Raw genomic sequence first — 22,984 nt, 5'->3', positions numbered from 1 at the left:
ACCGCCTGGCGCAGCCCTTGCTTTCCCAGGGCGCGTTTCATAAGCCAAGTTCGCGGTCTTCGCGCCCAGGCGGTCCCTGGCGGCACGGGCGGATGCGGCCGAGTACGACCCGGTACGAGGCCGATCCGCCCGCACCGCCAGGAACCACCTGGATCACGAAGCCCATCGAACGGGCTCATGAAACACGCCCTAGCCGAGCCCAGCCAGCGGGACGGCGTTCGCCATGGCGGTGAAGCCCTTGTCACCGGGGTGGAGGTGATCGCCGGAGTCGTACTCCGGTTTCATCCGCTGCGGGTCGGCGGGATCGCGGATCACCGCGTCGAAGTCGATGTAGCCGTCGAAGAGCCGGCTCGTCCGGATGAACCGGTTCACCGCTTGCCGGGTCTCCTCGAGCTGCGGCGTGTACGAACCCCAGCCCTTCCACGGCGTGATCGTCGCGCCCAGCACGCGCAGGCCGCGGTCGTGCGCCCGGCCCGCGATCTGCTTCAACGCCGAGATGATCTTGTTGGGGTCGGCCTGGTGCGGCGTCTGCTGGATGTCGTTGATGCCCTCGAACACGATCGCCGTCCGCACGCCGGACTGGCCGAGCACGTCGCGGTCCAGCCGGGCCAGCGCGTTGACGCCGTAGTTGCCGCCGTCGAGCAAGAGCCGGTTTCCGCTGATCCCGGCGTTGAGCACGCCCGTCCGCGCGCTGATCTTGTCGGCGAGCTGATCGGGCCAGCGCAGGTTCGCGCCCCAGGTCGAGTTCGCCCCGTCGGTGATCGAATCGCCGATCGCCACGACACTGCCCCGCAGCCCGCGGCCCCGGACATCCACTCCGGACACGTAGTGCCAGACCGCGGTCTTCTCCGGGAACGACGCCGCCGACTCGTCGGCCGCTTTGTCGCCGTTCCGGGTGAAGTAGGAGTTCTGCATCGCCAGCGGGTGGTAGGTGACCGGCCCCGACGGTGTCGGCGTGTACGTGGTGACCAGGAGATCACCGTCCCTCGGCACGGTCAACGCCGCACCGTCGCTGAGGATGTCGGCACCCGGCGGCACGGTGACCTCGCGATCCCCGCCGAAGGTCAGCGTGCGCATCGTGCCCGGCACGGCCTGCGGGGTGTCCGGGCCGGCGGCGACCGCGACGGTCACCCGGCCGAACAGCACCGGAGTCCGGCCGAAGGCGTTGGACAGCCGCACACGCACCTCGTGGCCGCCGACGCTGGTGTGCACGATGTTGCGGATCGAGAAGTTCGGATAGCCGTTGTCGGTCCCGGCCACCGCGGCCGCGGGGGCCGCCGCCCAGGTGCCCACCCAGCCGCTCGGGGCGGCGCTTTCCACGCCGGACGGCGGGGCCGCCGCGGCGACCCCGGGCACCACGCCCAGCAACAGGATTCCCGCTACGGCGAGCTGCTTCACGCGCATTCGGTTTCGCCTCCACCCAGTCGGCTCCACCCATCGTCAGTGAATCACCGACAAGCGGTCAACGTCCCGGACGGGACAGGTTTCTGTCGGTGGGCGCGATTAGCCTGAACGCCATGAAGCCAGCCGCGCTCGCGAAGCTCTGCCTCGCCCTCCCGGGCGCCCGGGAGGAGTTCCCGTTCGGCGAGGACATCAACGTGTTCAAGGTCTCGGGCAAGGTGTTCGCGCTCGGCCCGCTCAGGGCGAAACCGCTCCGGATCAGCCTCAAATGCGAGCCCGACCTGGCCGTCCGGTTGCGCGCCGAGCATCCGGCCATCATCCCCGGCTACCACCTGAACAAACGACACTGGAACACCGTCGAGCTGGACGGTTCGCTGACCGACGACTTCGTCCGGGAGATGATCGAGGACTCGTACGACCTCGTCGTCGCGGGCCTGCCGAAACGAGAACAGGAGAAACTGAACTGGGTCGCGCTCAGCCAGGAGTGAGCGCCCGAGGTTTCATCGGGATTTCATCGGTCTCTGCCTCCTACCGTGGGCGGAGATGCGTGCCGCCCGCCGCACGATGACGCGCATACCGCGACTTCCTAGGCTGATGTCCGTGCTGGAGATCTTGCGGGACCGGTTCCGGGCACGGGCGCAGGTGAGCCTCGCCCGGGCCGGGCTCGCCCTGCCCTGGTGGGTTCCGGTGAGTTCGACCTTCGTGAGCGTGGTGTTCACCTTGGTCGCGGTGGTGCAGAGGGACGCCTTGGTGCCGCCGCAGCCGATCGCGCTGGGCGGGCTGCTCGTGATCGCCACACCGCTGGTCTGGGCGCTCACGGGCTGGGTCGTGCTGTGGGTGCGGATGGCCGCGCTGATCGTCGCGGCCGCGATCCTGCTCATCGAGCCGGTGCTTCCGGATTTCGCGCCGTTGCTGCTGCTGGTCGCGGCCACCGAAGCGGGCAGTGTCCTGCGCACGTCGTGGGGGATCGCCCTCGTCACGGTCGCCGGCGAGTCGGTGCTGGCCGTGGCGGGGATCTGGGGCGGGCTGATCGGCGGGCCCGTGTACATGGTCGCGGTCCTGCTCGGCCTCTGCGGTGGGCTCGTGGTCCGCTGGTACACCCGGGCGCTCGACGCCGAACGCGGCGCACGCGACGTCTCCCGCGACAAGGCGCTGCTCGCCGAACGCCAGCGCATCGCGCGTGAGGTGCACGACGTCGTCGGCCATTCGCTCAGCATCACCCTGCTGCACCTGACCGGTGCCCGGCACGCGCTGCAGCAGGACCGCGACGTCGACGAGGCGATCGAAGCGCTGACCGAGGCCGAGCAGGTGGGACGGGCCGCGATGGCCGACATCCGCCGCACGGTCGGTCTGCTCGCCGACTCCCCGTCGGGGAGCGCGCCGCTCCCGGGCGTGGAGGACATCGCGACGCTGGTGGAACGCACCCGCAGCGCCGGACTGGCGGTGCGCTATACACAGGAAGGCGACCTCGGCCGGGTAGGCGCCTCGGAAGGATTGGGCCTCTACCGGATCGTGCAGGAATCACTTGTCAACGTCGTCAAGCACGCCCCCGGCGCGACCGCGGAGGTCCGGCTGAACGCAGGCCGTTCCGGGCTGGATCTCGTCGTCAGCAACACCCTCCCCGCGACCGTCCGGCGCGCGGCCGAGGACGGCTCGGGACTGGCCGGGATGGCCGTCCGGGCGGCGCAGCTCGGCGCCGATCTGAGCGCCGGGCCCAGCGGCAGGCAGTGGATCGTTCGCGTCACCGTGCCGGGAGCCAAGCCGTGACCGCCGCCGAGATCCAGGTGCTGCTGGTCGACGACCAGGAGCTGGTCCGGTCCGGGCTGCGGCGCATCCTGCGGCGGCGCGACGGGTTCGTCATCGCGGGGGAATGCGGCGACGGCTCGGAGGTGCCCGCGGCGCTGGCCGAGCACGAGGTCGACGTCATCGTTATGGACCTGCGGATGAAGAACATCGGCGGCGTCGAGGCCACCAGGCGGCTGCGGCGGACCGGCGGGCATCCGCCCGTACTCGCGCTCACCACCTTCGACGACGACAACCTCTTGGCCGACGCGCTGCGGGCGGGCGCGGCCGGTTACGTGCTCAAGGATTCTCCCGCCGAAGACCTGATCCGGGCCGTGCGGGCGGTCGCCGCGGGCGACGCCTGGCTGGATCCCGGGGTCACCGGGCGGGTGCTCGCCGCCTATCGGCAGGCCGCCGGGAACGGCAGCGGCGGGCGTTCACCGGAACTGCTGACACCGAGGGAACAGGACGTGCTCAGGGCGATCGGCCGCGGGCTGACCAACGCGGAGATCGCCGCGACTCTCGTGATTTCGGAGGTGACCGTGAAAAGCCATATCGGCCGGATCTTCACCAAGCTCCAGTTGCGGGACCGGGCGGCGGCGATCGTGTACGCGTTCGACCACGGGATCGTGGTGCCGGGCTAGTGCGGAACGAAGGGGGGATCATGTCGGAACCGAAGCTGCGATTCGAGGTGCTCGGCCCGTTGCGGGCCTGGCACGGCGAGACCCGGCTGGACCTCGGTCCGGTCCGCCAGCAGGCCGTTCTCGCCGCGCTGCTGCTGCGCCCGGACGTGACGGTCAGCCATTACGAACTCACCGACGGGCTTTGGGAGAAGCCGCCGGAGTCCAACGTGCTGCCGGTGTACGTCCGGCGGCTGCGGCAATGCCTGGACACCTCGGGGACGAAGCCGCGGGACTCGGTGATCGTGTCCGATCGCGGCGGCTACCGGTTCTCCGGTAATGGGGTGCTCCTTGACGTCGTCCGGCTGGAGGAGGTCGCCGCCGTCGCGGTCGCCGCCGAGGAATCGGGCGACCTCGTCGCCGCGGTGGACACCTTCGCCGACGCGCTGCGGCTGTTCCACGGCGAGCCGCTGACGGGTCTGCCCGGCGCGTTCGTCCAGGGCGAGCGGCGACGGCTGGAGGAACGCAAACTGCTGTTGCTGCGCCGGAAACTGCGGGTCCAGCTGAAGCTCGGACGGTTCGACGAGGTGATCGGCGAGCTCTCGGCGCTGGTGTCCGCCGATCCGCCGAGCGAGCCGCTGGCCGCGCTGCTGATGCGCGCGCTCTACGGCGGCGGGCGGCAGGCGGAGGCACTGGAGGTGTTCACCGACGTCCGCGAGCGGCTGGTGGAGCAGCTCGGTGTCGAGCCCGGCGAGGAGCTGCGGCAGGTGCAGGAGGCGGTGCTGCGCGGGGACGAAGCGCTGCTCGGCGTCGCCCCGCGCAGGGAGCCCGCCCGCCGGATCCGCAACGAACTGCCCGCCACCAACGGCGAACTCGTCGGCAGGGACCGGGAACTCGCGCTGCTCGTGGAGGACGGCGATCCGGAGTCGGTCTCGGTCGACACCATCGACGGCGTCCCCGGCGCGGGGAAGACCACGCTCGCGGTGCGCGCGGCCCATCGGCTCCGCGAGTCCTATCCGGACGGTGCGTTGTTCGTGGATCTCCACGGCTACACCGAAGGCCGTGAGCCGGTGACGCCGGAGCGCGCGCTGCGGCGGCTGCTGCGCGCGGTCGGGGTCGAGGACGGGCTCATGCCGGACGATCTCGACGAGCTGTCCGCGTCGTGGCGCGCGGCGACCGCGCACCTGCGATTGCTGCTGGTGCTCGACAACGCCGAGTCCGCCGGGCAGGTGCGGCCGCTGCTGCCGTCCGGGCCGGGCAGCCGGGTGCTGGTGACCAGCCGTCGCCGTCTGTCCGGTTTGGACGCCGATCGCCGTGTTTCCCTCGGCGCGCTGGGTCTCGAAGCGGCGGAACGGCTGCTCGGCCGCATCGTCGGAGCGCCGAGGGCCGAGGGGGAGCGGTTCGCCGTACGCGCGCTCGCCGGGCTGTGCGGGCGCCTGCCGCTCGCGCTGCGGATCGCGGGCGCCCGGCTGCAGAACCGTCCGATGTGGACGTTCAAGGACCTGGTGGACCGGATGTCGGACGACGAGCGCAGGCTCGGCGAACTGACCGCCGAGGACCGCAGTGTCGAGGTGGCGCTGCGCCTGTCGTACGAACAGCTGCGGCCCGCCGAGCAGGACGCGTTCAGTGTGCTCGGCCTGTCGCCGACGGCCGAATTCGACCGGCTCTCGGTCTCCGCGCTGCTGGACTGTTCGCCCGCCGAAGCCGAGCGGCGACTGGAAAGCCTGGTCGACGCCAGCCTCGTGCAGGAGCCGGCGAGCGGCCGCTACCGGCTGCACGACCTAGTGGCCGTCTACGCCCGGCGGCTCGCCGGGGAAATGCCCGAGGAGGCCGCCGAAGCGGCACGGAAACGGGTGTACAGGTTGTACCTCGGCGCTGCCCGGCGGGCGAGCGAATGGGGTGTCGCGCGGTTCCCGCTGGAGACGGGCGGTCCGTTCACCGGCCAGCGCGACGCTTCCGCCTGGCTCGACGCCGTCGGCGATCTGCCGGAGGTGGTGAGCCAGGCGGCCGAAGCCGGGCTCGAAGACCTCGCGTGCTCTGTCGCCGAGGGACTGGTCGACTACCTCGCGCGCCAGCAGCGGTACCACGAATGCCGGACGGCGTTGCAGATCGCGCTGCCGCTGGCCGAACGGGCCGGGGACGGACGTCTCGTCTCGTCGCTGAAGTTCTGCCTCGGCTACGCCTACGCCATGCAAGGACAGCTGGACCGGGCTCGCGGCTGGTTCGACGACGCGCAGCAGGCGGGTCGGTCCTCCGGAGACCGCGGTCTGGAGGCGCGGGCACTGGGCGGGCTCACCATGGTGGACCTGATCGCGGGACGGCAGGATCTCGCGATCCCCGGCATGCGGCGGGTGATGGTCCTGGCCGAGGAGGTGGGTGACCGCTGGCTCGCTGAGAGATCGTTGTCCGCGCTGGGCTATCTCGCCTATCTGCAAGGCGACCACGAAGAAGCGCTCGGCCACTTGGGGCGCGCCCAGGCGGTGGGCGAGGAGATCGGCAGTCCCGGGATGGTGGCCAGGGTGCTGTGCCACAGCGGCACCGTCCGCCTCGAAACCGGCCGGTTCGCCGAAGCGGTGTTGGACCTCCGACGTTCCGTCGAACTCGCCGAAGAGACCACGGACGGCCTGCTGATCGCGACCAGTCTCGCGCGGCTGGGCGCCGCGGAACTGGAGCTGGGGAATCTCGACGCGGCCTTCGAACTGCAGCGGCGGGCGCTGACGGCGGTCACGGAGGAGACCGTCGTCGGGATGGAGTCCGAGATCCGCAACCGGCTCGGCCGCACCCATCTCGCGGCGGGCGATCCGGTGGCGGCGCGGGAGCACTTCGAATGGGTGCTCACCACCATCGGGCCCGACGGCGATCCCGCTCAGCGCACTCTCGCGCTGGAAGGCCTGGAACTCACCAGACAGTCGGTACTCCGGCGTTGACGATCGTGAATCGGTGCCCGGCCATGTTCGTCCGCCAGCGCGCGAAATAGGTGTCGGCGGCGTCCGCGAGGTGCACCCCGGCGCGGACCTCGTGGACGGCGTAAGCCCACTCCGCGGCGTCGCACAGCACCAATTCCCTTGGCGCGCCGCGCTTGCGGAGCACGGAGGAGCACAGGGCGCCGCGACGGCCGACGGCGCCGTCGTCGAGACAACTAAGGAGATCGTCGACGGCGTCCGCGGCGGTGTCGAACAGCGTCCACCGGTACTTCGGAGACGGGCGGCCGTCGGCCCACGGCGTGGAGAACGCCGCCCAGCTCCAACCCGGGCCGACGACCCCGTCCCGTTGCCCGGGGCTCGGCGCGTCGCCCCGGGGCGTCACCATGTTGTACGGGGTCCGGCTCGCCGGGCTCATGCACGTCTCCTCGTGGACCACCGGTCCGCGGTCGCGGATCCGTGCCCGGAACCGTAGGGCGGAGCCATGAAATCCCGATGAAACGCCGGTGGCCTCACGCCCGGGCGGCCAACCCCCGGCGCCGTCGTGAGCGACCTGGGTGCCCGAGGGAGATGCCTGTACCGGCTATCGGGACGGGGCGTCAGCTCACCGGGACGATGAGCGACGCCATCACCTTCGGGATCAGTTCGCTGACGAACCGGCCGTCGGCGGGGAGTTCGCCGCCCTCCAACAGGTAGTTCTGCAGTCCCTGTTCGTACAGGGCGACCAGGACGAGCACCGCGTCGTCCGGCGAGATCGTCAGTTTCCGGCCGATCCGGTCGAGGGTACCGACCAGGATCGCGCCCAGTTCGGTGTGGAAATACCGGAACGCGGCGCCGATCCGGTCGCGGATCTCCGGCTGCCGCAGGCCCTGCGTGCGGAATTCCGCGCACAGCAGGTACCAGTCCTTGTCCGCGTTGAGCGCGACCATGAACAGTTCGGCGATCCGCCCGAGCGTGGGGGAGAGGTCTTCGTGCGCGCCGACGACGGTGCCGCCGAGCACGCTCTCGGTGGCCTCTCGGAACCGTTCGAGCCGGATCGCGTTCTCCTCCTGGAACAGGGCGAGGAAGAGGTCTTCCTTCGAGCTGAAGTTCGAGTAGAAGGCGCCGCGGGTGAAGCCGGCGCGTTCGCAGATCAGCTCGACCGGGGTGTCCCGGATGCCGCGTTCGGAGAAGGCCTCGTACGCCGCGTCGATCAGCCGTCGGCGGGTGTCCGCCCGGCGCCTGGTCATGGTGGCGCTCCGCTCCTCGGTCATCTCGCCATTCTTTCGCATCGGCCCGGTTCACCCGGCTGTGGGACAGGATACATCGTGAATCGGATACAGCGTGTATTACGATACGCCATGTATCCAACGAGCGCCGGGAGCCGATCGTGTCGTCATTCCTCTACCGCCTCGGCAGGCTGGCCGCCCGCGGACGCGTACTGGTCACCGCGTTGTGGCTGATCGTGCTGTGCGTTTCCGGCGGCGCGGCGCTGCTGTTCGGCCAGGGCACCGACGACACGTTCGCGATCCCCGGCTCGGAGTCGCAGGAGGCGCTCGATCACCTCGGGCGCGTCTTCCCTCAGGTGAGCGGGACTTCGGCGCAGTTGGTGGTGCTCGTCCCGGAAGGACAGCGGGCCGATTCCGCGGCCGTGCGCGACTCCGTCTCCGCCGTGGTCCCGGAGCTGACCGGGGCCCCGCAGGTCTCGACGGTGGTCAACCCCTTCGACCCGGCCGTGCACGACGCGGTGTCCAAGGACGGCCGCGCCGCGTTGGTCACCGTGCAACTCGACGTCGGGCTCGCCGACATCCAGCCGTCGACCCGGACCGCGCTCGCCGGGATCGCACAGGACCTGGAGAACCGGATCGGCCACGGCACCGAGGTGCTCACCGGCGGCGACGCGTTCTCGGACAAGGTGCCGAAGCTCAGCCCCACCGAGGGGATCGGCCTCGTCATCGCGCTCGTGGTGCTGCTGACGGTGTTCGGTTCGTTCATCGCGGCCGGAATGCCTTTGCTGACGGCGATTCTCGGCGTCGGCGTCTCGGTGGCGCTGGTCTACGCGGCGACGTCGGTGGCGACGGTGTCCTCCACGGCGCCGATGCTCGCGGTCATGCTCGGGCTCGCCGTCGGCATCGACTACGCGCTCTTCCTCCTTTCCCGCCACCGGGATCAGCTCGCCGAAGGTCTCGAGGTCGAGGAGTCCATCGCCAGGGCGACCGCCACCGCCGGATCCGCGGTCATCTTCGCCGGGCTCACCGTGGTGATCGCCCTGCTGGGCCTGTTCGTCGCCGGGATCCCGTTCCTGACGACGATGGGGATCGCGGCGGCGGGCGGCGTCGCGGTCGCGGTGATCGTGGCCATCACCCTCATCCCCGCACTGCTGGCGTTCGCCGGTGAGCGGCTGCGGCCCAAGAAGCCGCGGAAGGCACGGAAGACCAAGAAGAAGACGCGGTTCAGCCTCCGCTGGGTCCGGCTCGCCACGAAGTCGCCGTGGGTCACGATCGGACTGATCGTCGGGGTGCTCGCGATCGCCTCGGTGCCCGCGCTGGATCTCCGGCTCGCCTTGCCGGACAACGGAACCGACGAGGACGGCACCCCGGCCAGGGTCGCCTACGACGCCGTGGCCGAGCATTTCGGACCCGGCTTCAACGGGCCGCTGGTCGTCACCGCGGACATCCTGTCGACCACCGACCCGGTCGGGATCACCAACGGCATCGCCGACGACATCCGCAAGGTGCCCGGCGTCGCCGTCGTCCCGCTCGCGACGCCGAACCCCAAGGGCGACACCGCGATCATCCAGGTCGTGCCGACGACCGGCGCCTACGACGAGGCGACCGACGACCTCGTCGAACGGCTGCGATCGATGGAAGGACAGTTCAAGGACCGGTACGGCGTGCAGACCGCGGTCACCGGCTTCACCGCCGTCGGCATCGACGTGTCCACGCAACTCGGTGACGCGCTGCTGCCGTTCGGCATCCTGGTCGTCGGGCTCTCGCTCGTGTTGCTGGCGATGGTGTTCCGTTCGATCCTCGTGCCGCTCAAAGCCACCTTCGGCTACCTGCTGTCGATCGGTGCGGCGTTCGGCGCGACGTCGTTCGTGTTCGGGCAGGGACATCTGGCGGAGGCGCTGGGCGTCACCCGCACCGGCAGCGTGATCAGCTTCCTGCCGATCATCCTGATGGGTGTCCTTTTCGGACTCGCCATGGACTACGAGGTGTTCCTGGTGTCCCGGATCCGGGAGGACTACGTCCATCACGGCGACGCGCACAAAGCGATCGAGACGGGCTTCGTGTCCGCGTCGAGGGTCGTGACCGCGGCGGCAGTGATCATGCTGGGCGTGTTCGCCGCCTTCGTGCCCGACGGCAGCGCCACGATCAAACCGATCGCGTTCAGCCTCGCGGTCGGAGTGTTCGTGGATGCCTTCCTGGTACGGATGACGCTCGTCCCGGCGATCCTCGCACTGCTGGGCCCGCGTGCCTGGGGCCTGCCGCCGTGGCTGGACCGCAAACTCCCGGTGTTCGACGCCGAGGGCGACGGTCTCGTCCACGAACTCCGGCTCGCCGACTGGCCCGCGCCCGGTTCGCCTGAAGTGATCAGTGCCGCCGGTCTCCGGGTCGACGACGACCGGGGCCGCACGATCTTCCGCGACGTCGAACTGCATCTCGGCCCGGGCGAGATCCTCGCCGTGCACGGTTCCGGCCCGGCGGGCAAGAGCGCGCTGCTCTACGCGCTGGCCGGCCGGGTGCCGAATGTCCGCGGGGACCTGAAGGTCCTCGGCCGCGTGCTGCCGCAGCACGCGCACGCCGTCCGGCGGAACGTCGCCTTCGTCGCCTGTAAGGAGACCGACGATCCCGCCGGCGAGGTCCGCCGAGCGCTCGACGACGGTGTCGCGCTCGTCTTCCTCGACGACCTGGACACCGTCGTCGCCACCGCCCAGCGCGCGGGCCTGCGAGCCGCGTTCGCGAGCCGGGCCGCGACGTTCGCCGTGTCCTGCCAGAGCCTCGCCATCGTGCGGGATCTGTTACCCACCACCGCCGTCGCGGGTCTCGCCATGACACCCGCCCCCGTCCCCGCCGAGGTCCGCTGATGTCCCGCTTCTTCACCGGTTCCGCCCGCGCGACCGCCTTCGGCCCGCTGACCTGGAAAACCTGGCTCGGGATCGTGCTCGTGCCGGTGATCGTGGCGCTCGGGCTGGCGTGGGCGTTCTGGTCGCCCGAGGACAACCACGGTGCGGCGAAGGCCGCCGTGGTCAACGACGACGAGCCGGTGACGGTGAACGGGCAGCTGATCCCGCTCGGCCGGGAACTGGCCGGGAACCTCGTGCACGGCGACGATTCCGCGTACACGTGGGTGCTCACCGACGCGGAGGACGCGAAGGAGGGCATTTCCGACGGCACGTACTCGGCCGTCGTGACGATTCCGCGGGACTTCTCCGCGCAGGCCACCTCGACGTCGGGTGAACCGCTCGACGCGAAGCAGGCGATCATGCGCGTCGAGACGTCACAGCGCACCGGTCTGGTCGACCCGGTGGCGAGCCGGGAGGTCGCGAACGCCACGCTCACCGCGCTGAACCGGCAGATCGTCGAGACCTATGTGGACAATCTGTACGTCGGGTTCTCCTCGATCCACCAGCAGCTGGTGCAGGCGGCCGACGGCAGCGGCCAGCTCGTCGTCGGGCTGCGGCAGTTGTCCGACGGGACCGGGAAACTGGCCGCGGGCGCGGGAGAACTCGCCGGTGGGGCGGGAAAGCTCAGCGGTGCGGCCGGTCAGCTGGCGGACGGCGCGCGCGAGCTCGCGAACGGCACCGGACAGCTCGCCGCCGGTTCCGGCCGGTTGTCGTCGGGGCTGACCCAGGCCGAGAAGGACACCGCCCAGTTGCCCCGGCTGACCAGGGAACTGGCCGACGGCGCACAGCAGGTCGCGAACGGCAACAAGCAACTGGCCGACAAGATCTCGCCGCTGGCGGACAAGGTCGTACGGATCATCGACGCGTTGCCGTCGGCGGCCGACTCGGCGCGGAAGTTCGCCGAACTGGCCGGAAAATGCGATCAGGACACGAAGTTCTGCGCCGATCTCAAGGCCGCTTCGGAGAAGCTCACGGCCGACGCCGCGATCCTCGACGGCAAACGTGCCGAAATCCGCGACGCCGTCGTGCAGACGAAGAAGGCGGTGCAAGACCTTTCGGCGGGCTCGCAGAAGGTCGCCGACGGGAACAAGCAGCTCGCGGACAAGTCGAAGGAACTCGCGGGCGGCATCGGCACGGCGGCCGACGGCGCGCGGAAACTCGACGCCGGGGTCAAGGCCGCCGACTCCGGGGCACGGGAGCTCGCCGACGGCTCCGGCCAACTCGCCGGCGGCGCGACGACGCTGTCCACCGGTGCCGGTGAACTCGCCACCGGTGCCCGCTCCGCCGCCGACGGCGCCGAGCGCGCCGAATCCGGTGCGTCGGAGCTGGCCAAGGGCCTCGACGAGGGCCGGGGCAAGGTGCCCGATTACACCCAGGCCGAACGCGACCACCTCAAACAGGTCGCCGCCACCCCCGCGATCGCCGACACGGCGGGTTCGGGCTCGTTCGGCGAAGGCGCGGTCGCGCTGATCCTCGTGCTGGCGCTGTGGGGGTGCGCGCTGGCGACGTACCAGGTGATCCGGGCCGTGCCGCCGAGCGTGCTCACCACCCGCGAACCGAGCTGGCGGATCATCCTCGCCGCGGCCGTCCCCGGCGCGACGCTGGCGGTGCTGACCGCACTGATCCTGACCGGGGTGTTCTGGGCGTTCCTCGGCCTGAGCTTCGGTAAGGCGGTGACGCTACTGGTGGTACTCGTGCTCGCGGCGGGGACGTTCACCGTCGTCAACCAAGCGCTGGTGGCCATCTTCAAACGCCCTGGCCGTTTCGCCGCCCTCGCGATCCTCGTGCTCACTGTCGGCGCTTCGCTGGTTTCGACCGTGCCTGGCTTTTTCGGGACGGTACTGGGGATCCTGCCGACCAACGGCGCCTTGGTGGCGTTGCGGTCGCTGCTGACCGGGACGGACGGGCTGACGTCGGGGATCGTGCAACTCGTGGTGTGGCTGGGGATCGGGACCCTGGCGATGATCATGGTGACGGACCGGCGGAGGTCCTTGCCCGGACGCGAACTGCGGCTACCCCTGAAGGGTATGTGACGGGTGGCTACACCCTCGCGCCCACCACTACGACGCTCATCCCCGGGACGACGGCTCCCTTCACCTTCCGGATCCTCGGCGCCGACGGCGCGCCGGTGACCGCCTACGACGTCGAGCACGAAAAGCGGCTGCACCTCATCGTCGTCCGCCGCGACACCGCGGGGTTCCAGCACGTCCACCCCGAACTCGGTGACGACGGGATCTGGTCGGTCCCGCTGACCATCGACGACGCCGGGGTCTACCGCGTCTTCGCCGACTTCAAGCCCAGTGGTGGCGAGGGGATCACCTTGGGGGTGGACCTCTTCGCCGGTGGGGACTTCCGTCCGGTCGAATACCGGACCTCGCGCGTCGCGGAGGTCGACGGCTACCAGGTCCGTCTCGACGGGGAACTCATGCCGGGGATGCCGTCGAAGGTGACCCTCACGGTCACCAAGGACGGCCGTGCGGTCACCGATCTCCAGCCGTACCTTGGCGCCTACGGGCACTTGGTCGCGTTGCGCGGCGGCGACCTCGCGTATCTGCACGTCCACCCCGACGGCGAGCCCGGTGACGGCCGGACCGCGGCGGGGCCCGAGGTGACCTTCTTCGCTGGGTTCCCGACGGCGGGGACCTACCGGCTGTTCCTCGATTTCCAGCACGAGGGCGAGGTCCGCACCGCCGAGTTCACCGTCACCGCTTGACGGCGCGGCCGGGTCTCGACCAGTATGAACACGTGTTCATGAACGCGTGTTCATAACGGAGGAGGTTCTGGGATGTCCGGCATCGTCAACACCGCGCAGTCCGAGGCGTGGAACGGCTACGAGGGACGGCATTGGGCCGAGCACGACGGGCGCTACGACGCGGTGAACAGCGGGTTCAACGAATTCCTGTTCGAGGCGGCCGGAATCGGCGAGCGGGACCGGGTGCTCGACATCGGCTGCGGGAACGGACAGGTCACCCGGCTCGCCGCCGTCCGCGCCCCGCTCGGAGGCGCGACCGGGATCGACCTGTCCGCGCCGATGCTCGCCACGGCGCGGGCCCGCGCGGAGGCCGAAGGCGTGGCGAACGTCGGGTTCGAGCAGGGCGACGTCCAGGTCTTCCCGTTCGGGGAAGGGGTTTTCGACGTCGCGCTCAGCCGGTTCGCGGTGACGTTCTTCGCGGATCCGGTGGCCGCCTTCGCGAACGTACGCCGGGCGCTGAAACCGGGCGGCAGGCTCGCGTTCCTGTGCATGACCGCACTGGCGGGAACCGATCTCGGCACCGTTTTCGGTGCGCTGGCACCGTTCCTGCCGACGCCGACCGGCGAGGACGGTACCGGTCCGACGGCTTTCGCCGATCCCGAACGGGCTCGCTCGGTGCTCACGGACGCCGGATTCCGCGAGGTGACGGCCACTCGCGTCGAGGCCGATCAAGTCTGGGGGAGCGATGTGGCCGACGCCGCCGGGTTCATCGCCGACTGGGGGCCGGTCAAGTATCACCTCGGTCTGGCCGGCGAAGAAGCGGCGAACGGCGCGCGAGAGGCGCTTTCGGCAGCGCTCCAACCTTTTGACGGGCCCGGCGGTGTTCGGCTGCGTGGTGCCGCTTGGCTGGTCAGGGCGAAATCCTGATGGCACCGAGGAAAGCCGCCGCACTGCGCGACACCGAAGACGGCCGGAGTCTGCGCGAGCATCTGATCGGCACGGCCGCGGACCTGATTTCCGCCAACGGCACCGCGGAACTCACGGTCCGGGCCATCGCGCGGGCGGCCGGGGTCGCCGATGGCGTGCTGTACAACCACTTCGCCGACAAGGAGGAGTTGCTGGCCGACGCGCTGGCGGAACACGTGCGGCGGGTCGAAGCCGGCCTCGGCGAGTTGCCCGCGCCCGGCTCGGCCACGGTCGAGGGCAACCTCCGCGCCCATCTGGCGTACGGGTTGGCTCTGCACAAGGAGATCCTGCCCGCGTTCGCCGGCCTGCTCGCCCGCCCCGCCGTACTCGCGCGGTTCGGCGAACTGACCGGGGACGGTGAGACCTGGCGGGATCGCCTCGCCCGATACCTGCGCGAGGAAAAGGAACTCGGCAGGCTGGACGGCGATGTCGACGCGACCGCGGCGATGCTGGTCGGCGTCTGCCACGAATCGGTGCTCACCGCACTGCTCCCGCACGGCCCGCGAGTGACGACCTCGCCGGCCGTGAAAGCCGTGGTCAAGACGGTGCTGGAAGGCATCGCGGTGCGGTGATTCCCGTGACGGGTTGATCGGCGGGCGTTCTGGGTAACCCGGTTGTGCGACTTCAGCAGGGAGGTCGCGCGCGAGGGGAAGGGTGGCTCCATGATCAACATCGCGGAGCATCCGGTGCCGGGAACCTGGGTGCTCGACCTGCGGGCCACGACGCCACGGGCGTTGCCGGACATGCGCGCCTGGGTGGTCAGATGCCTTCCCGATCTCGGCGAGGGGCATCGCGACGACGTCCTGCTGGCGGCGACGGAGCTCGTCGCCAACGCTTATGTGCACGGGGGTGGCGCACGCCACATCCAGCTGTGGCGCGGCGTGTCACCGTGCGCCGTGCGCATCGAAGTCGCCGACGTCAGCGTCGAGCAGCCGCGGGCGCGCTGTTCGCAGATCGAGGATCCCCGCGGGCGCGGCCTTCTCGTCGTCGACGGGGTGGCCGTGCAATGGGGTGTCCGGCGCGAGCCGGTGCGCGGCGGGAAACTCGTCTGGGCGCATATCCGGTGCGACGGCGGCTGCCCGGAAGCGCTTCCGCGTACGAAGCGCTCCCGGAACTGACCTGCCTCAGACGGCGCGGCGTGCGGTGAGCAGGCCGAGCGCGGAGATGGCGGCGAATCCGAACAACAGCCACCTCGCCGACATGACCACCGAAGCGCCGCCGAGGTTGACAAGCAGGCCGGCGACCGCCGCGCCGAACGCGGTCGACATCGTCAGTACCGTCGCGATCGCGGCCGCCGCCTGACCGCCCTCGCCGTCCGGCGCGGAGGTCATCGCCGCGACGGACAGATGAGGCATCGCGAGGCCGATTCCCGTGCCGCCGAAGGAGAGCACCGGCAGCCAGGCGAGCACGACAGGCAGCGGCGGTTGTTCGGTCTGCAGGAGTCCCAGCACGGCGAACCCGATGGCGAGACAGGCCGGTCCGGCGAACACCAGCCGTCGTGTCTTACCGGCCGATGCGCTGACGAGCTGGCTCACCGACCAGCCCAAGGAGAGCGCGGCGGCGAAGAATCCCGCCGCCGCGGGCGGGAGCCCGCCCAGCCGCTGCCCGAACAGCGGCAGGAACGTCTCCACCGCGACGCCGGACGCCAGCACCATGATCGTCAGGTAGATCCACCGCGACCGCGAACCACGACGGTAGACCGAAGCGGGCAGCACACTCGCCGCCGAACGGTTCTCCGTCACCAGGAACGCGCTCACGAGTACGAGACCCGCCGCGATGAGGGCGGCCATCGCGAGGGTGTCGGACAGGATCCCCGCCACGCTCACCGCTCCGGCTGCGCCGACGATCAGCGCCAGCGAAACGACCGGGACCGGCGGTGCCTGCGCCGGGAGTTCGCCGCCGCGGAGCGCCCGGGGCACGAAGACCGCCAGCGCGGCCGCCACCACGGCGAGGACCGCGAAGGCGGAGCGCCACGAACCGAACTGTGCCGAGAACCCGCCCAGCGCCGGGCCCACGAAGTTGCCGACTCCGAACATCGCGGAGATCAGCGCACTGCCCCGGCTCCACAACCGAGGCGGCAGCGCCGAATGGATCAGGGCGAAGCCCAGTCCGGTCAGCAGACCGGCACCGAGGCCCTGCGTCCCGCGGCCGAGCAGGAGGACGGGCATCGACGGGCTCGCGGCGCACACCACCGAGCCCGCGGCGAAGACGCCGAAACCGACCAGATAGGAACCCTTGCCGCCGAAGCGCGAAAGCGCCTGGCCCACCACCATGGTCGCGACGATCTGGGCGACCAGGAACGCCGTCATGGTCCAGGCGTACAACGACCGTCCGCCGATTTCCTCGATCGCCGTGGGCAGCAGGCTCGCCGCCACGTAGATGGTGATCGCGCCGACGAGCACGCCGCCCGCCAGTACCGACGCGGTGCTCGAATGGCGGCCCAGTTCCCGCCACGACCCGACGTCTTGACCGATGTTCACGCGGTTCTCCTCGCTGTCGAAAGGATTGCGCTTCGCATCCTGTCGGCGCGGGGAGCCCCGGTAATCGGACAAATCGGACGTGAATCACATCACATTTTCGTGCGGCCTTCGATGGCGGCGCGGGCGGCCTCGACCGACTTCCGGACCACGACTTCCGTGGCGTAGCCCTGTTTCGTGAACACTCCGTCGAGGTAGAACGTGCCGTAGCCATGCGCCTGGGTGAACAGCTGCTCCATCAGTTCCAGCCCGTCCTCCGGCCGGTCGGCGACGGTGAGACAGAGCATGACGAACTGGTCGGTCAGGCGGCGGGTCTGCTCGTGCAGTGCGGCGTGCTCCGGGCCCTGCAGGCCGTCCGAGTAGATGATGTTCATCCCGGCCCGGCGTTCGATCAGGTACTTCGTGTAGGCGCCGGCGGCCGCGGCGAGCGCGGCGACCGGTTCGCTCTCGGCCTCGATGGCGTCGTGCACCCTGTCCGCCAGCTGGCAGGCGACCTTGGCGGCGATCGCGGCCAGCAGGCTTTCCTTGTCCGGGAAGTGCCGATAGGGCGCGCCGGGGCTGACCTTCGCGCGCCTGGCGACCTCGGCGACGGAGAACGCACCGAGCCCTTGTTCGGCGATCAGGTCGAGGGAGACCCGGACGAGTTCGGCGCGAAGGTCGCCGTGATGGTACTTGCCGCCCATGTCGTGGATCACACCGTCCCGGTCGCGGAATATGTAAGAGCCCTCTTACGCTGGTTGTAAGTGACCTCTTACATGGTCTCACTGTTTCTCGGAGGGTTTCATGACCACGACCACGCACGCCATCGCCGCGCCGTCCCCGGGTGCCGCCCTGTCGCCGACGACGATCGAGCGTCGCGACCTGCGTCCGGACGACGTGCTGATCGACATCGCGTACGCGGGGATCTGCCACAGCGACATCCACCAGGTGAAGGAGGACTGGGGCAGCGCGATCTTCCCGATGGTGCCCGGGCACGAGATCGCCGGCGTCGTCGCCGCGGTCGGCTCCGACGTGACGAAGTACCAGGTCGGCGACCGGGTCGGGGTCGGCTGCATGGTCGATTCCTGTGGCGAGTGCGAGTACTGCCTCGCGGGCACCGAGCAGTTCTGCGTCAAGGGCAACATCCAGACCTACAACGGAGTCGGTTTCGACGGTGAGAACACCTACGGCGGTTACAGCCGCCAGATCGTCGTGAAGGACGCTTTCGTCTGCCGTATCCCGGAAGGCATCGGTCTCGACGTCGCCGCCCCGCTGCTGTGCGCGGGCATCACCACCTACTCCCCGCTGAACCGCTGGGGCGCCGGGCCGGGCAAGAAGGTCGCCGTCGTCGGCCTCGGCGGGCTCGGGCACATGGCGGTCAAGATCGCGGTCGCCATGGGCGCCGAGGTCACCGTGCTCAGCCAGAGCCTGAAGAAGCAGGAGGACGGTTTGAAGCTGGGCGCGAAGGACTACTTCGCGACCGGTGACGCGTCGACGTTCAAGGCGCTGCGCGGCCGTTTCGACCTGATCCTCAACACCGTTTCGGCGACGCTGCCCGTCGACTCCTACCTCGGCATGCTGCGCGTCGGCGGCGCGATGGTGAACGTCGGCGCGCCCGGCGAACCGCTGTCCTACAACGCCTTCTCGCTGCTCGGCGGGAACAGGGTGCTCGCCGGCTCGATGATCGGCGGGATCGCCGAGACCCAGGAGATGCTCGACTTCTGCGCCGAGCACGGGATCGGCGCGGAGATCGAGACGATCTCGGCCGACCAGGTGAACGTGGCCTACGACCGGGTCGAGAACAGCGACGTCCGCTACCGGTTCGTCATCGACGCGGCGACCATTGGCGCGTGACTTTCCCTGTCCGTGAAGGCCTCCTTGAGGGACCCAGAGTCCCTCAAGGAGGCCTTCACGGAAAGCCGGCTCACATCAGCAGCAGCGGCAGCGTGTTCATCGCGGTATGCGCGGCGATCGGCGCCCACAGATTGCGGTAGCGCGACCACAGGTAGCCGGTGAACAGGCCGAAGAACCCTTGGAAGGCCACGATCGCGCCCAAGGTGAGCGGCAGTGAGCCCTGTCCGTGGGTCGGCAGGTGCAGCCATGCGAACAGCAGCGCCGACAGCAGGATTCCCGGCCACCGCCCGAAAAGCGCCTCCAGCCGGGTCTGCAGCATGCCGCGGAAGAAGACCTCTTCGAGGACGTTCGCGGTGAAGAAGGTCAGCGTCGCGCCGATCGCCAGGTACACCGGGTCCGGGTAGTCCTCCGTGGTGGGAAGCGGCGGCGCGAGCGGGCCGAGGACGTAGAGCCAGCCGAACACGAGCACCGCCGGGATCGGCGCGAGCCATTGCCAGGTCTCCCGGGGCCGCCACGTGAGCCGGAAGGAATCCCGCGCGGGCAGAGCCCGAAGCAGAATCAACGGCAGCACAAGGAACACCAGCGGTTTGGCGAGTGCCCAGACGTCGCGGACCAGCGCCTGCTGTCCCGCCGCCGAAAGCAGGTACAACGCCAGCGGCCACAGGAACGCGATGAGCGCCAGTGCCGTCGCCTGTCTCCCCAGTCCGCGCCGGTCGGTGACCTCGGGGAGCAGTTTCGGCGCGTGGAGCGGGATCCCGTGGATCAGCAGGAGCCCGGCCAGCGCGGGGACCAGGGCGCCCGCGAGGGAAAGCTCCTTGGCCGAATCCGCGGACGGTCTGATCGCGTCGTGCCCGGTGGTCAGCAGCAGTGCGGGGGCGGCCACGAACACCGCGAGCCCGCCGAAGAGGATTCCCCAGGCGGCACCCGGGCGGGTGCCGGTCTTTTCTGTCACCGGGTCAGGATCTTCGAAGCGGCGCGAGTCCGCGTCATCACTTCGGAGGACTTCAGCCGACCGCGATGATCTTTTCCAGGCTGCGCAGGCACAAGGTGAGAGCCTCGTGCTTCGGCGTCTTCTCCCGCGTCAGCTCCCAGGCGGTGTAGAGCAGGCTCCAGAGCAGCTGCAGCAGCCACTCCTTCGTCATCGCCGGATCTATCGAACCCTCCGCGTGCCCGCGTTCGACGAGCCGCAGCAGGCGGCGGTCGTCGTCGCTCTCCTCCGTCCATTCGGGCCGTGTCACCAGGTCCGGCATGGTGAACAGCAGCTGGAAGATGTCGCCGTGTTCGAAGTACTCCTGGCACAGCCGCGCCAGCGCTTCCGGGGCCGGTCCGTCGTCGAGCCGGGCCCGTTCGGTGCTGTGGGAGATCTTGTCGAGGGCGTCGTGGCTGATGGCGTCGATCAGGTCCGATCGCTCCGCGAAGTACCGGTGCACCGTGGTGCGCCCGACGTTCGCCGCCGCCGCGATATCCGCCAGCGTGGCGCTCGGTTGCTTGGTCAACGTCTCGATGGCCGCGTCCAGGATCGCGCGCCGGGTCCTCGCCCGGACACCCGTCTCGGTGACCACACCCTCAGTCATGGCGGTACCGTACCTCGCTCCCGATATGGAACTCGGTTGACGATTTTAGAACACGCGTGTTCCATTAAGAACCATGAAGACTCCACGATTGAAGGTGCTGTGGTCGTTCGCGCGGCCGCACAAGGGGGCACTCGCGATCGGCCTGGTACTCGCCCTGCTCGGCTCGGCGACCGGTCTCGCCACGCCCATGGTCACGAAATGGGTGCTGGACTCACTGGGCTCGTCGGCGTCGCTGGCCGGCCCCGTGCTGGCGTTGCTCGGCCTGATGGTGGTCGGCGCGGTGATCTGGCTGGTGCAGTGGATCCTGCTCGGCACGGTCGGCGAGCGGGTGGTGCTGAAGGCCCGGGAATCCATGGTGCGGCGGTTCTTCCGCGCGACGATCCCGGCGATCACGAAACGGCCGACGGGAGAACTGGTCACCCGCGTCACCTCGGACACGGTGCTGTTGCGCGAGGCGGCGTCGTCCAGCGTGATCGGCCTGATCAACGGTGTGGTGATGCTCGTCGGCACCCTGGTGTTGATGAGCGTGCTCGACCTGGTGCTGCTGGCGACGACGGTGGCGGCCGTGCTCGTGGTGATCGCGTTGTTCACCTGGCTCATGCCCGCCATCGCGAAGGAGCAGGAGAAGGCGCAGGATCGGGTCGGCAGGCTCGGCGGCGTTCTCGAGGGCGCGTTGCGGGCGATCCGCACGGTGAAGGCCAGCCGGGCCGAAACCCGGCAGGCCGACCGGATCCTGGTCGACGCGGAAGCAGCCACGGCGCACGGCGTCCGCGCGGTGCGGCGGGAAGCCGTCGCCTGGGTGGTGGCCTGGACGGGTATCCAGGCCGCGACCTTGGTGATCCTCGGTCTCGGCGCCTGGCGCGTCGGTGCGGGCCTGCTCGAGGTGTCGAGCCTCATCGCGTTCCTGCTGTACGCGTTCGCGCTGATGGAGCCGATCACCGAACTGAGCCAGAACATGACCGCGCTGCAGGCGGGGATCGCCGCGGCCGGGCGGATCCGGGAGATGGACGCGCTGGAGGTGGAAGAGGAGCAGGCGCCCGCCAAGGCGGAGTCCTCGGGTGACCACGACGGCCCGGTGCTGGAACTACGCGGCGTGACCGCGGGTTACGGCGGCGACCCGGCGCTGCGCGACGTTTCGCTGGCGATCCCGAGACGCGGGCACACCGCGATCGTCGGGCCGTCCGGCGCGGGCAAGACCACGATGCTGTCGCTGATCATGCGGTTCGTGCGGCCGCAGTCGGGTGCACTGCTGCTGGACGGACGCGAGTACGCGGACCTGCCGTACGCGGACGTGCGGTCCCGGCTGGCCTACGTCGAGCAGGAGACGCCGATCGTGCCGGGGACGATCCGGGAGAACCTGCTCTTCACCCATCCGGACGCGACCGAGGAAGAGGTGCGGCGGGCGCTCGCCGAAGTCCGGCTGAGCGACAAGATCGCCGCGCTCGAAGACGGCCTGGACACGCCGCTTTCGTCGACGTCGGTGTCCGGCGGGGAACGCCAGCGGATCGCGCTGGCCAGGGCGATCCTGCGCACGCCGGACGTGGTGCTCTTGGACGAGGCGACCGCGCAGGTCGACGGCCGGACCGAGAGCGCGATCCACGACTGCATCCGGCGGCTGGCCCGCGAGGGTGCCGTGGTCACCGTGGCGCACCGGCTGTCCACCGTGATCGACGCGGACACCATCGTGGTGATGGAAGAAGGCCGCGTCCGGGCGAGCGGAAGCCACGAGCACCTGCTCGCCACCGACACGCTGTACCGGGAACTGGTGGAGGCACTGAGGATCGCGGGGGAGGCCGCCCCGGTACCCGGCTGACCTCAGGCGGGGACGGCGCGGACGCCCGGCGGCATCTCGCGGTTGACCTCGTCGAGGCGGGTGGCGACGGTCCGGCAGGGTTCGCAGTCCGCCAGATGCGCGGCGATGAGGTCCGCGCGGCGGCCCGGCACGCCGCCGCGCAGCCACGCGCCCATCCGGCGCCGCGCTTCCTGGCAGCACTGCGTTCCCGTCTCGGGGACCTGCGCCTGCAGGAAGGCCTGGCGCAATCCTTCGCGGGCCCGCAGGGCGAGGACGGACGCGCCGTTGGGCGACACGCCCAGCAGCGGCGCCACCACCTTCGGGGAATCGCCCTCGGCTTCGGTCCGCCACAGCACGGTCCGCCAGCGGCCGGGCAGCGCGCAGTACGCGGTCCACGCCAGCCGGGCGTTCGACCGGAGGATGACGAGTTCTTCCGTACCCACGGCCCCGGCGGCCTCTTCGACCGCCGGGGTCGTGCCGTACAGCTCGACCCGTTTGTGGTGACGGCTCCACTTGCCGGCGAGATTCCGGATGGTGACCGCGAGATAGGGACGGAGGTTTTCGCGCGGCCCGCCGCCGTCGCGGATGACGCTCAGGACCCGCACGAAGGCTTCGGCCACGAGGTCGTCCCGTTCGGCGGGCTCGGCGACCCAGCCCGCGGCGATCCGGCGGAGCGGCTCGGCGTGCCGTCGGAAGAGTGTTTCGCCGGCGGCGATGTCACCGGCGCGGAAGGCGTCGAGCAGCGTGGCATCCGCTGTGGTGTCGTCGACGTCAGTCCTCATCGCGGTCTCCCGAAGTAACGGGTACGGCAGTGTACCGGT

19 protein-coding genes and 1 pseudogene are annotated in these 22,984 nt (G+C 70.1%); 12 read left to right on the top strand and 8 right to left on the bottom strand.

Going from position 1 to position 22,984, the window contains the following annotated elements; genetic code table 11:
• Positions 1 to 189 precede the first annotated feature (189 nt).
• Positions 190 to 1,404: an SGNH/GDSL hydrolase family protein gene (locus DMC61_RS29055; protein ID WP_125692969.1), complete on the bottom strand. Its 1,215-nt coding sequence runs from the start codon at positions 1,402 to 1,404 to the stop codon at positions 190 to 192.
• Between the two features lie 113 nt (positions 1,405 to 1,517).
• Here DMC61_RS29055 and DMC61_RS29050 point away from each other — a divergent pair, with 113 nt between their 5' ends.
• The 4 genes from DMC61_RS29050 to DMC61_RS29035 all read left to right on the top strand — a co-directional run bounded on the left by DMC61_RS29050 (position 1,518) and on the right by DMC61_RS29035 (position 6,730).
• Positions 1,518 to 1,889 (top strand): MmcQ/YjbR family DNA-binding protein, encoded by a 372-nt coding sequence (locus DMC61_RS29050; protein WP_125692967.1) that lies wholly within the window; start codon positions 1,518 to 1,520, stop codon positions 1,887 to 1,889.
• 112 nt (positions 1,890 to 2,001) lie between these two features.
• On the top strand, positions 2,002 to 3,168 hold the full coding sequence (locus tag DMC61_RS29045; protein ID WP_125692965.1) for a sensor histidine kinase: 1,167 nt from the start codon (positions 2,002 to 2,004) through the stop codon (positions 3,166 to 3,168).
• Entirely contained in the window at positions 3,165 to 3,827 is a 663-nt protein-coding gene (locus DMC61_RS29040; RefSeq protein WP_125692963.1) for a response regulator transcription factor, read from the top strand. The genes DMC61_RS29045 and DMC61_RS29040 overlap by 4 nt, the downstream gene beginning before the upstream one ends.
• Positions 3,828 to 3,847: 20 nt before the next feature.
• On the top strand, positions 3,848 to 6,730 hold the full coding sequence (locus DMC61_RS29035; RefSeq protein ID WP_199750129.1) for a BTAD domain-containing putative transcriptional regulator: 2,883 nt from the start codon (positions 3,848 to 3,850) through the stop codon (positions 6,728 to 6,730).
• Here the strand turns inward: DMC61_RS29035 and DMC61_RS29030 are convergent.
• Positions 6,702 to 7,142 carry a hypothetical protein gene (locus DMC61_RS29030; protein ID WP_125692959.1) on the bottom strand — a complete coding sequence of 147 codons (441 nt, stop codon included), beginning with the start codon at positions 7,140 to 7,142 and terminating at the stop codon, positions 6,702 to 6,704. The two genes, DMC61_RS29035 and DMC61_RS29030, sit on opposite strands and share 29 nt — an antisense overlap.
• Before the next feature lie 181 nt (positions 7,143 to 7,323).
• Positions 7,324 to 7,977, bottom strand: a complete 654-nt coding sequence (locus DMC61_RS29025; protein ID WP_125692957.1) for a TetR/AcrR family transcriptional regulator — start codon at positions 7,975 to 7,977, stop codon at positions 7,324 to 7,326.
• Between the two features lie 116 nt (positions 7,978 to 8,093).
• Here DMC61_RS29025 and DMC61_RS29020 point away from each other — a divergent pair, with 116 nt between their 5' ends.
• The 6 genes and pseudogenes from DMC61_RS29020 to DMC61_RS28995 all read left to right on the top strand — a co-directional run bounded on the left by DMC61_RS29020 (position 8,094) and on the right by DMC61_RS28995 (position 15,605).
• Positions 8,094 to 10,790, top strand: a complete 2,697-nt coding sequence (locus DMC61_RS29020) for an MMPL family transporter (protein WP_125692955.1) — start codon at positions 8,094 to 8,096, stop codon at positions 10,788 to 10,790.
• Complete coding sequence (locus DMC61_RS42025) at positions 10,790 to 12,862, top strand: YhgE/Pip domain-containing protein (RefSeq protein WP_125692953.1); 2,073 nt, start codon at positions 10,790 to 10,792, stop codon at positions 12,860 to 12,862. Before DMC61_RS29020 ends, DMC61_RS42025 begins: the two co-directional genes overlap by 1 nt.
• Positions 12,763 to 13,542, top strand: a pseudogene (locus DMC61_RS29010) (hypothetical protein); the annotation flags it as partial. The gene DMC61_RS42025 and the pseudogene DMC61_RS29010, both read left to right, overlap by 100 nt.
• A 72-nt stretch (positions 13,543 to 13,614) precedes the next feature.
• Positions 13,615 to 14,448, top strand: a complete 834-nt coding sequence (locus DMC61_RS29005; RefSeq protein WP_125692951.1) for a class I SAM-dependent methyltransferase — start codon at positions 13,615 to 13,617, stop codon at positions 14,446 to 14,448.
• Complete coding sequence (locus tag DMC61_RS29000) at positions 14,448 to 15,059, top strand: TetR/AcrR family transcriptional regulator (protein WP_125692950.1); 612 nt, start codon at positions 14,448 to 14,450, stop codon at positions 15,057 to 15,059. The genes DMC61_RS29005 and DMC61_RS29000 overlap by 1 nt, the downstream gene beginning before the upstream one ends.
• Before the next feature lie 90 nt (positions 15,060 to 15,149).
• On the top strand, positions 15,150 to 15,605 hold the full coding sequence (locus DMC61_RS28995; RefSeq protein ID WP_125692948.1) for an ATP-binding protein: 456 nt from the start codon (positions 15,150 to 15,152) through the stop codon (positions 15,603 to 15,605).
• Positions 15,606 to 15,611: 6 nt separating this feature from the next.
• Here the strand turns inward: DMC61_RS28995 and DMC61_RS28990 are convergent, their stop codons facing one another.
• Together DMC61_RS28990 and DMC61_RS28985 are read right to left on the bottom strand one after the other, a co-directional pair.
• On the bottom strand, positions 15,612 to 16,967 hold the full coding sequence (locus tag DMC61_RS28990) for an MFS transporter (protein WP_125692946.1): 1,356 nt from the start codon (positions 16,965 to 16,967) through the stop codon (positions 15,612 to 15,614).
• A gap of 89 nt (positions 16,968 to 17,056) precedes the next feature.
• The gene (locus DMC61_RS28985) at positions 17,057 to 17,659 is read right to left on the bottom strand and encodes a TetR/AcrR family transcriptional regulator (protein WP_125692943.1); all 603 of its coding nucleotides are present in this window, start codon (positions 17,657 to 17,659) and stop codon (positions 17,057 to 17,059) included.
• Positions 17,660 to 17,747: 88 nt separating this feature from the next.
• On the opposite strand from DMC61_RS28985, the gene DMC61_RS28980 reads away from it, so the two are divergent.
• Complete coding sequence (locus tag DMC61_RS28980; protein WP_016335269.1) at positions 17,748 to 18,797, top strand: NAD(P)-dependent alcohol dehydrogenase; 1,050 nt, start codon at positions 17,748 to 17,750, stop codon at positions 18,795 to 18,797.
• A 70-nt stretch (positions 18,798 to 18,867) separates the two neighbouring features.
• Here DMC61_RS28980 and DMC61_RS28975 read toward each other — a convergent pair whose 3' ends face one another.
• Entirely contained in the window at positions 18,868 to 19,749 is an 882-nt protein-coding gene (locus DMC61_RS28975) for a CPBP family intramembrane glutamic endopeptidase (protein ID WP_125692941.1), read from the bottom strand.
• Between the two features lie 52 nt (positions 19,750 to 19,801).
• Positions 19,802 to 20,371 (bottom strand): TetR/AcrR family transcriptional regulator, encoded by a 570-nt coding sequence (locus DMC61_RS28970; RefSeq protein WP_125692939.1) that lies wholly within the window; start codon positions 20,369 to 20,371, stop codon positions 19,802 to 19,804.
• A gap of 73 nt (positions 20,372 to 20,444) precedes the next feature.
• Here DMC61_RS28970 and DMC61_RS28965 point away from each other — a divergent pair, with 73 nt between their 5' ends.
• On the top strand, positions 20,445 to 22,184 hold the full coding sequence (locus DMC61_RS28965; RefSeq protein ID WP_233594992.1) for an ABC transporter ATP-binding protein: 1,740 nt from the start codon (positions 20,445 to 20,447) through the stop codon (positions 22,182 to 22,184).
• A gap of 2 nt (positions 22,185 to 22,186) precedes the next feature.
• On the opposite strand, the gene DMC61_RS28960 is transcribed toward DMC61_RS28965, so the two are convergent.
• Positions 22,187 to 22,945, bottom strand: coding sequence for a sigma-70 family RNA polymerase sigma factor (locus DMC61_RS28960; RefSeq protein WP_125692938.1), 759 nt, complete (start codon positions 22,943 to 22,945; stop codon positions 22,187 to 22,189).
• Between the last annotated feature and the right edge of the window lie 39 nt (positions 22,946 to 22,984).

This window comes from Amycolatopsis sp. WAC 04169 (assembly GCF_003947535.1).
Classification (GTDB): Bacteria; Actinomycetota; Actinomycetes; order Mycobacteriales; family Pseudonocardiaceae; genus Amycolatopsis; species Amycolatopsis keratiniphila.
The sequence above is the reverse complement of the archived record's forward strand: the minus strand, read 5'-3'. Positions and strand labels throughout refer to the sequence as shown.

What these genes read in the sequence shown, in the direction of transcription:
- DMC61_RS29055 (WP_125692969.1), bottom strand. Translation starts at nt 1,404, where the DNA reads ATGCGCGTGAAGCAGCTCGCCGTAGCGGGAATCCTGTTGCTGGGCGTG.
- DMC61_RS29050 (WP_125692967.1), top strand. Translation starts at nt 1,518, where the DNA reads ATGAAGCCAGCCGCGCTCGCGAAGCTCTGCCTCGCCCTCCCGGGCGCC.
- DMC61_RS29035 (WP_199750129.1), top strand. Translation starts at nt 3,848, where the DNA reads ATGTCGGAACCGAAGCTGCGATTCGAGGTGCTCGGCCCGTTGCGGGCC.
- DMC61_RS29030 (WP_125692959.1), bottom strand. Translation starts at nt 7,142, where the DNA reads ATGAGCCCGGCGAGCCGGACCCCGTACAACATGGTGACGCCCCGGGGC.
- DMC61_RS29025 (WP_125692957.1), bottom strand. Translation starts at nt 7,977, where the DNA reads ATGACCGAGGAGCGGAGCGCCACCATGACCAGGCGCCGGGCGGACACC.
- DMC61_RS42025 (WP_125692953.1), top strand. Translation starts at nt 10,790, where the DNA reads ATGTCCCGCTTCTTCACCGGTTCCGCCCGCGCGACCGCCTTCGGCCCG.
- DMC61_RS29005 (WP_125692951.1), top strand. Translation starts at nt 13,615, where the DNA reads ATGTCCGGCATCGTCAACACCGCGCAGTCCGAGGCGTGGAACGGCTAC.
- DMC61_RS29000 (WP_125692950.1), top strand. Translation starts at nt 14,448, where the DNA reads ATGGCACCGAGGAAAGCCGCCGCACTGCGCGACACCGAAGACGGCCGG.
- DMC61_RS28995 (WP_125692948.1), top strand. Translation starts at nt 15,150, where the DNA reads ATGATCAACATCGCGGAGCATCCGGTGCCGGGAACCTGGGTGCTCGAC.
- DMC61_RS28980 (WP_016335269.1), top strand. Translation starts at nt 17,748, where the DNA reads ATGACCACGACCACGCACGCCATCGCCGCGCCGTCCCCGGGTGCCGCC.
- DMC61_RS28970 (WP_125692939.1), bottom strand. Translation starts at nt 20,371, where the DNA reads ATGACTGAGGGTGTGGTCACCGAGACGGGTGTCCGGGCGAGGACCCGG.
- DMC61_RS28965 (WP_233594992.1), top strand. Translation starts at nt 20,445, where the DNA reads ATGAAGACTCCACGATTGAAGGTGCTGTGGTCGTTCGCGCGGCCGCAC.
- DMC61_RS28960 (WP_125692938.1), bottom strand. Translation starts at nt 22,945, where the DNA reads ATGAGGACTGACGTCGACGACACCACAGCGGATGCCACGCTGCTCGAC.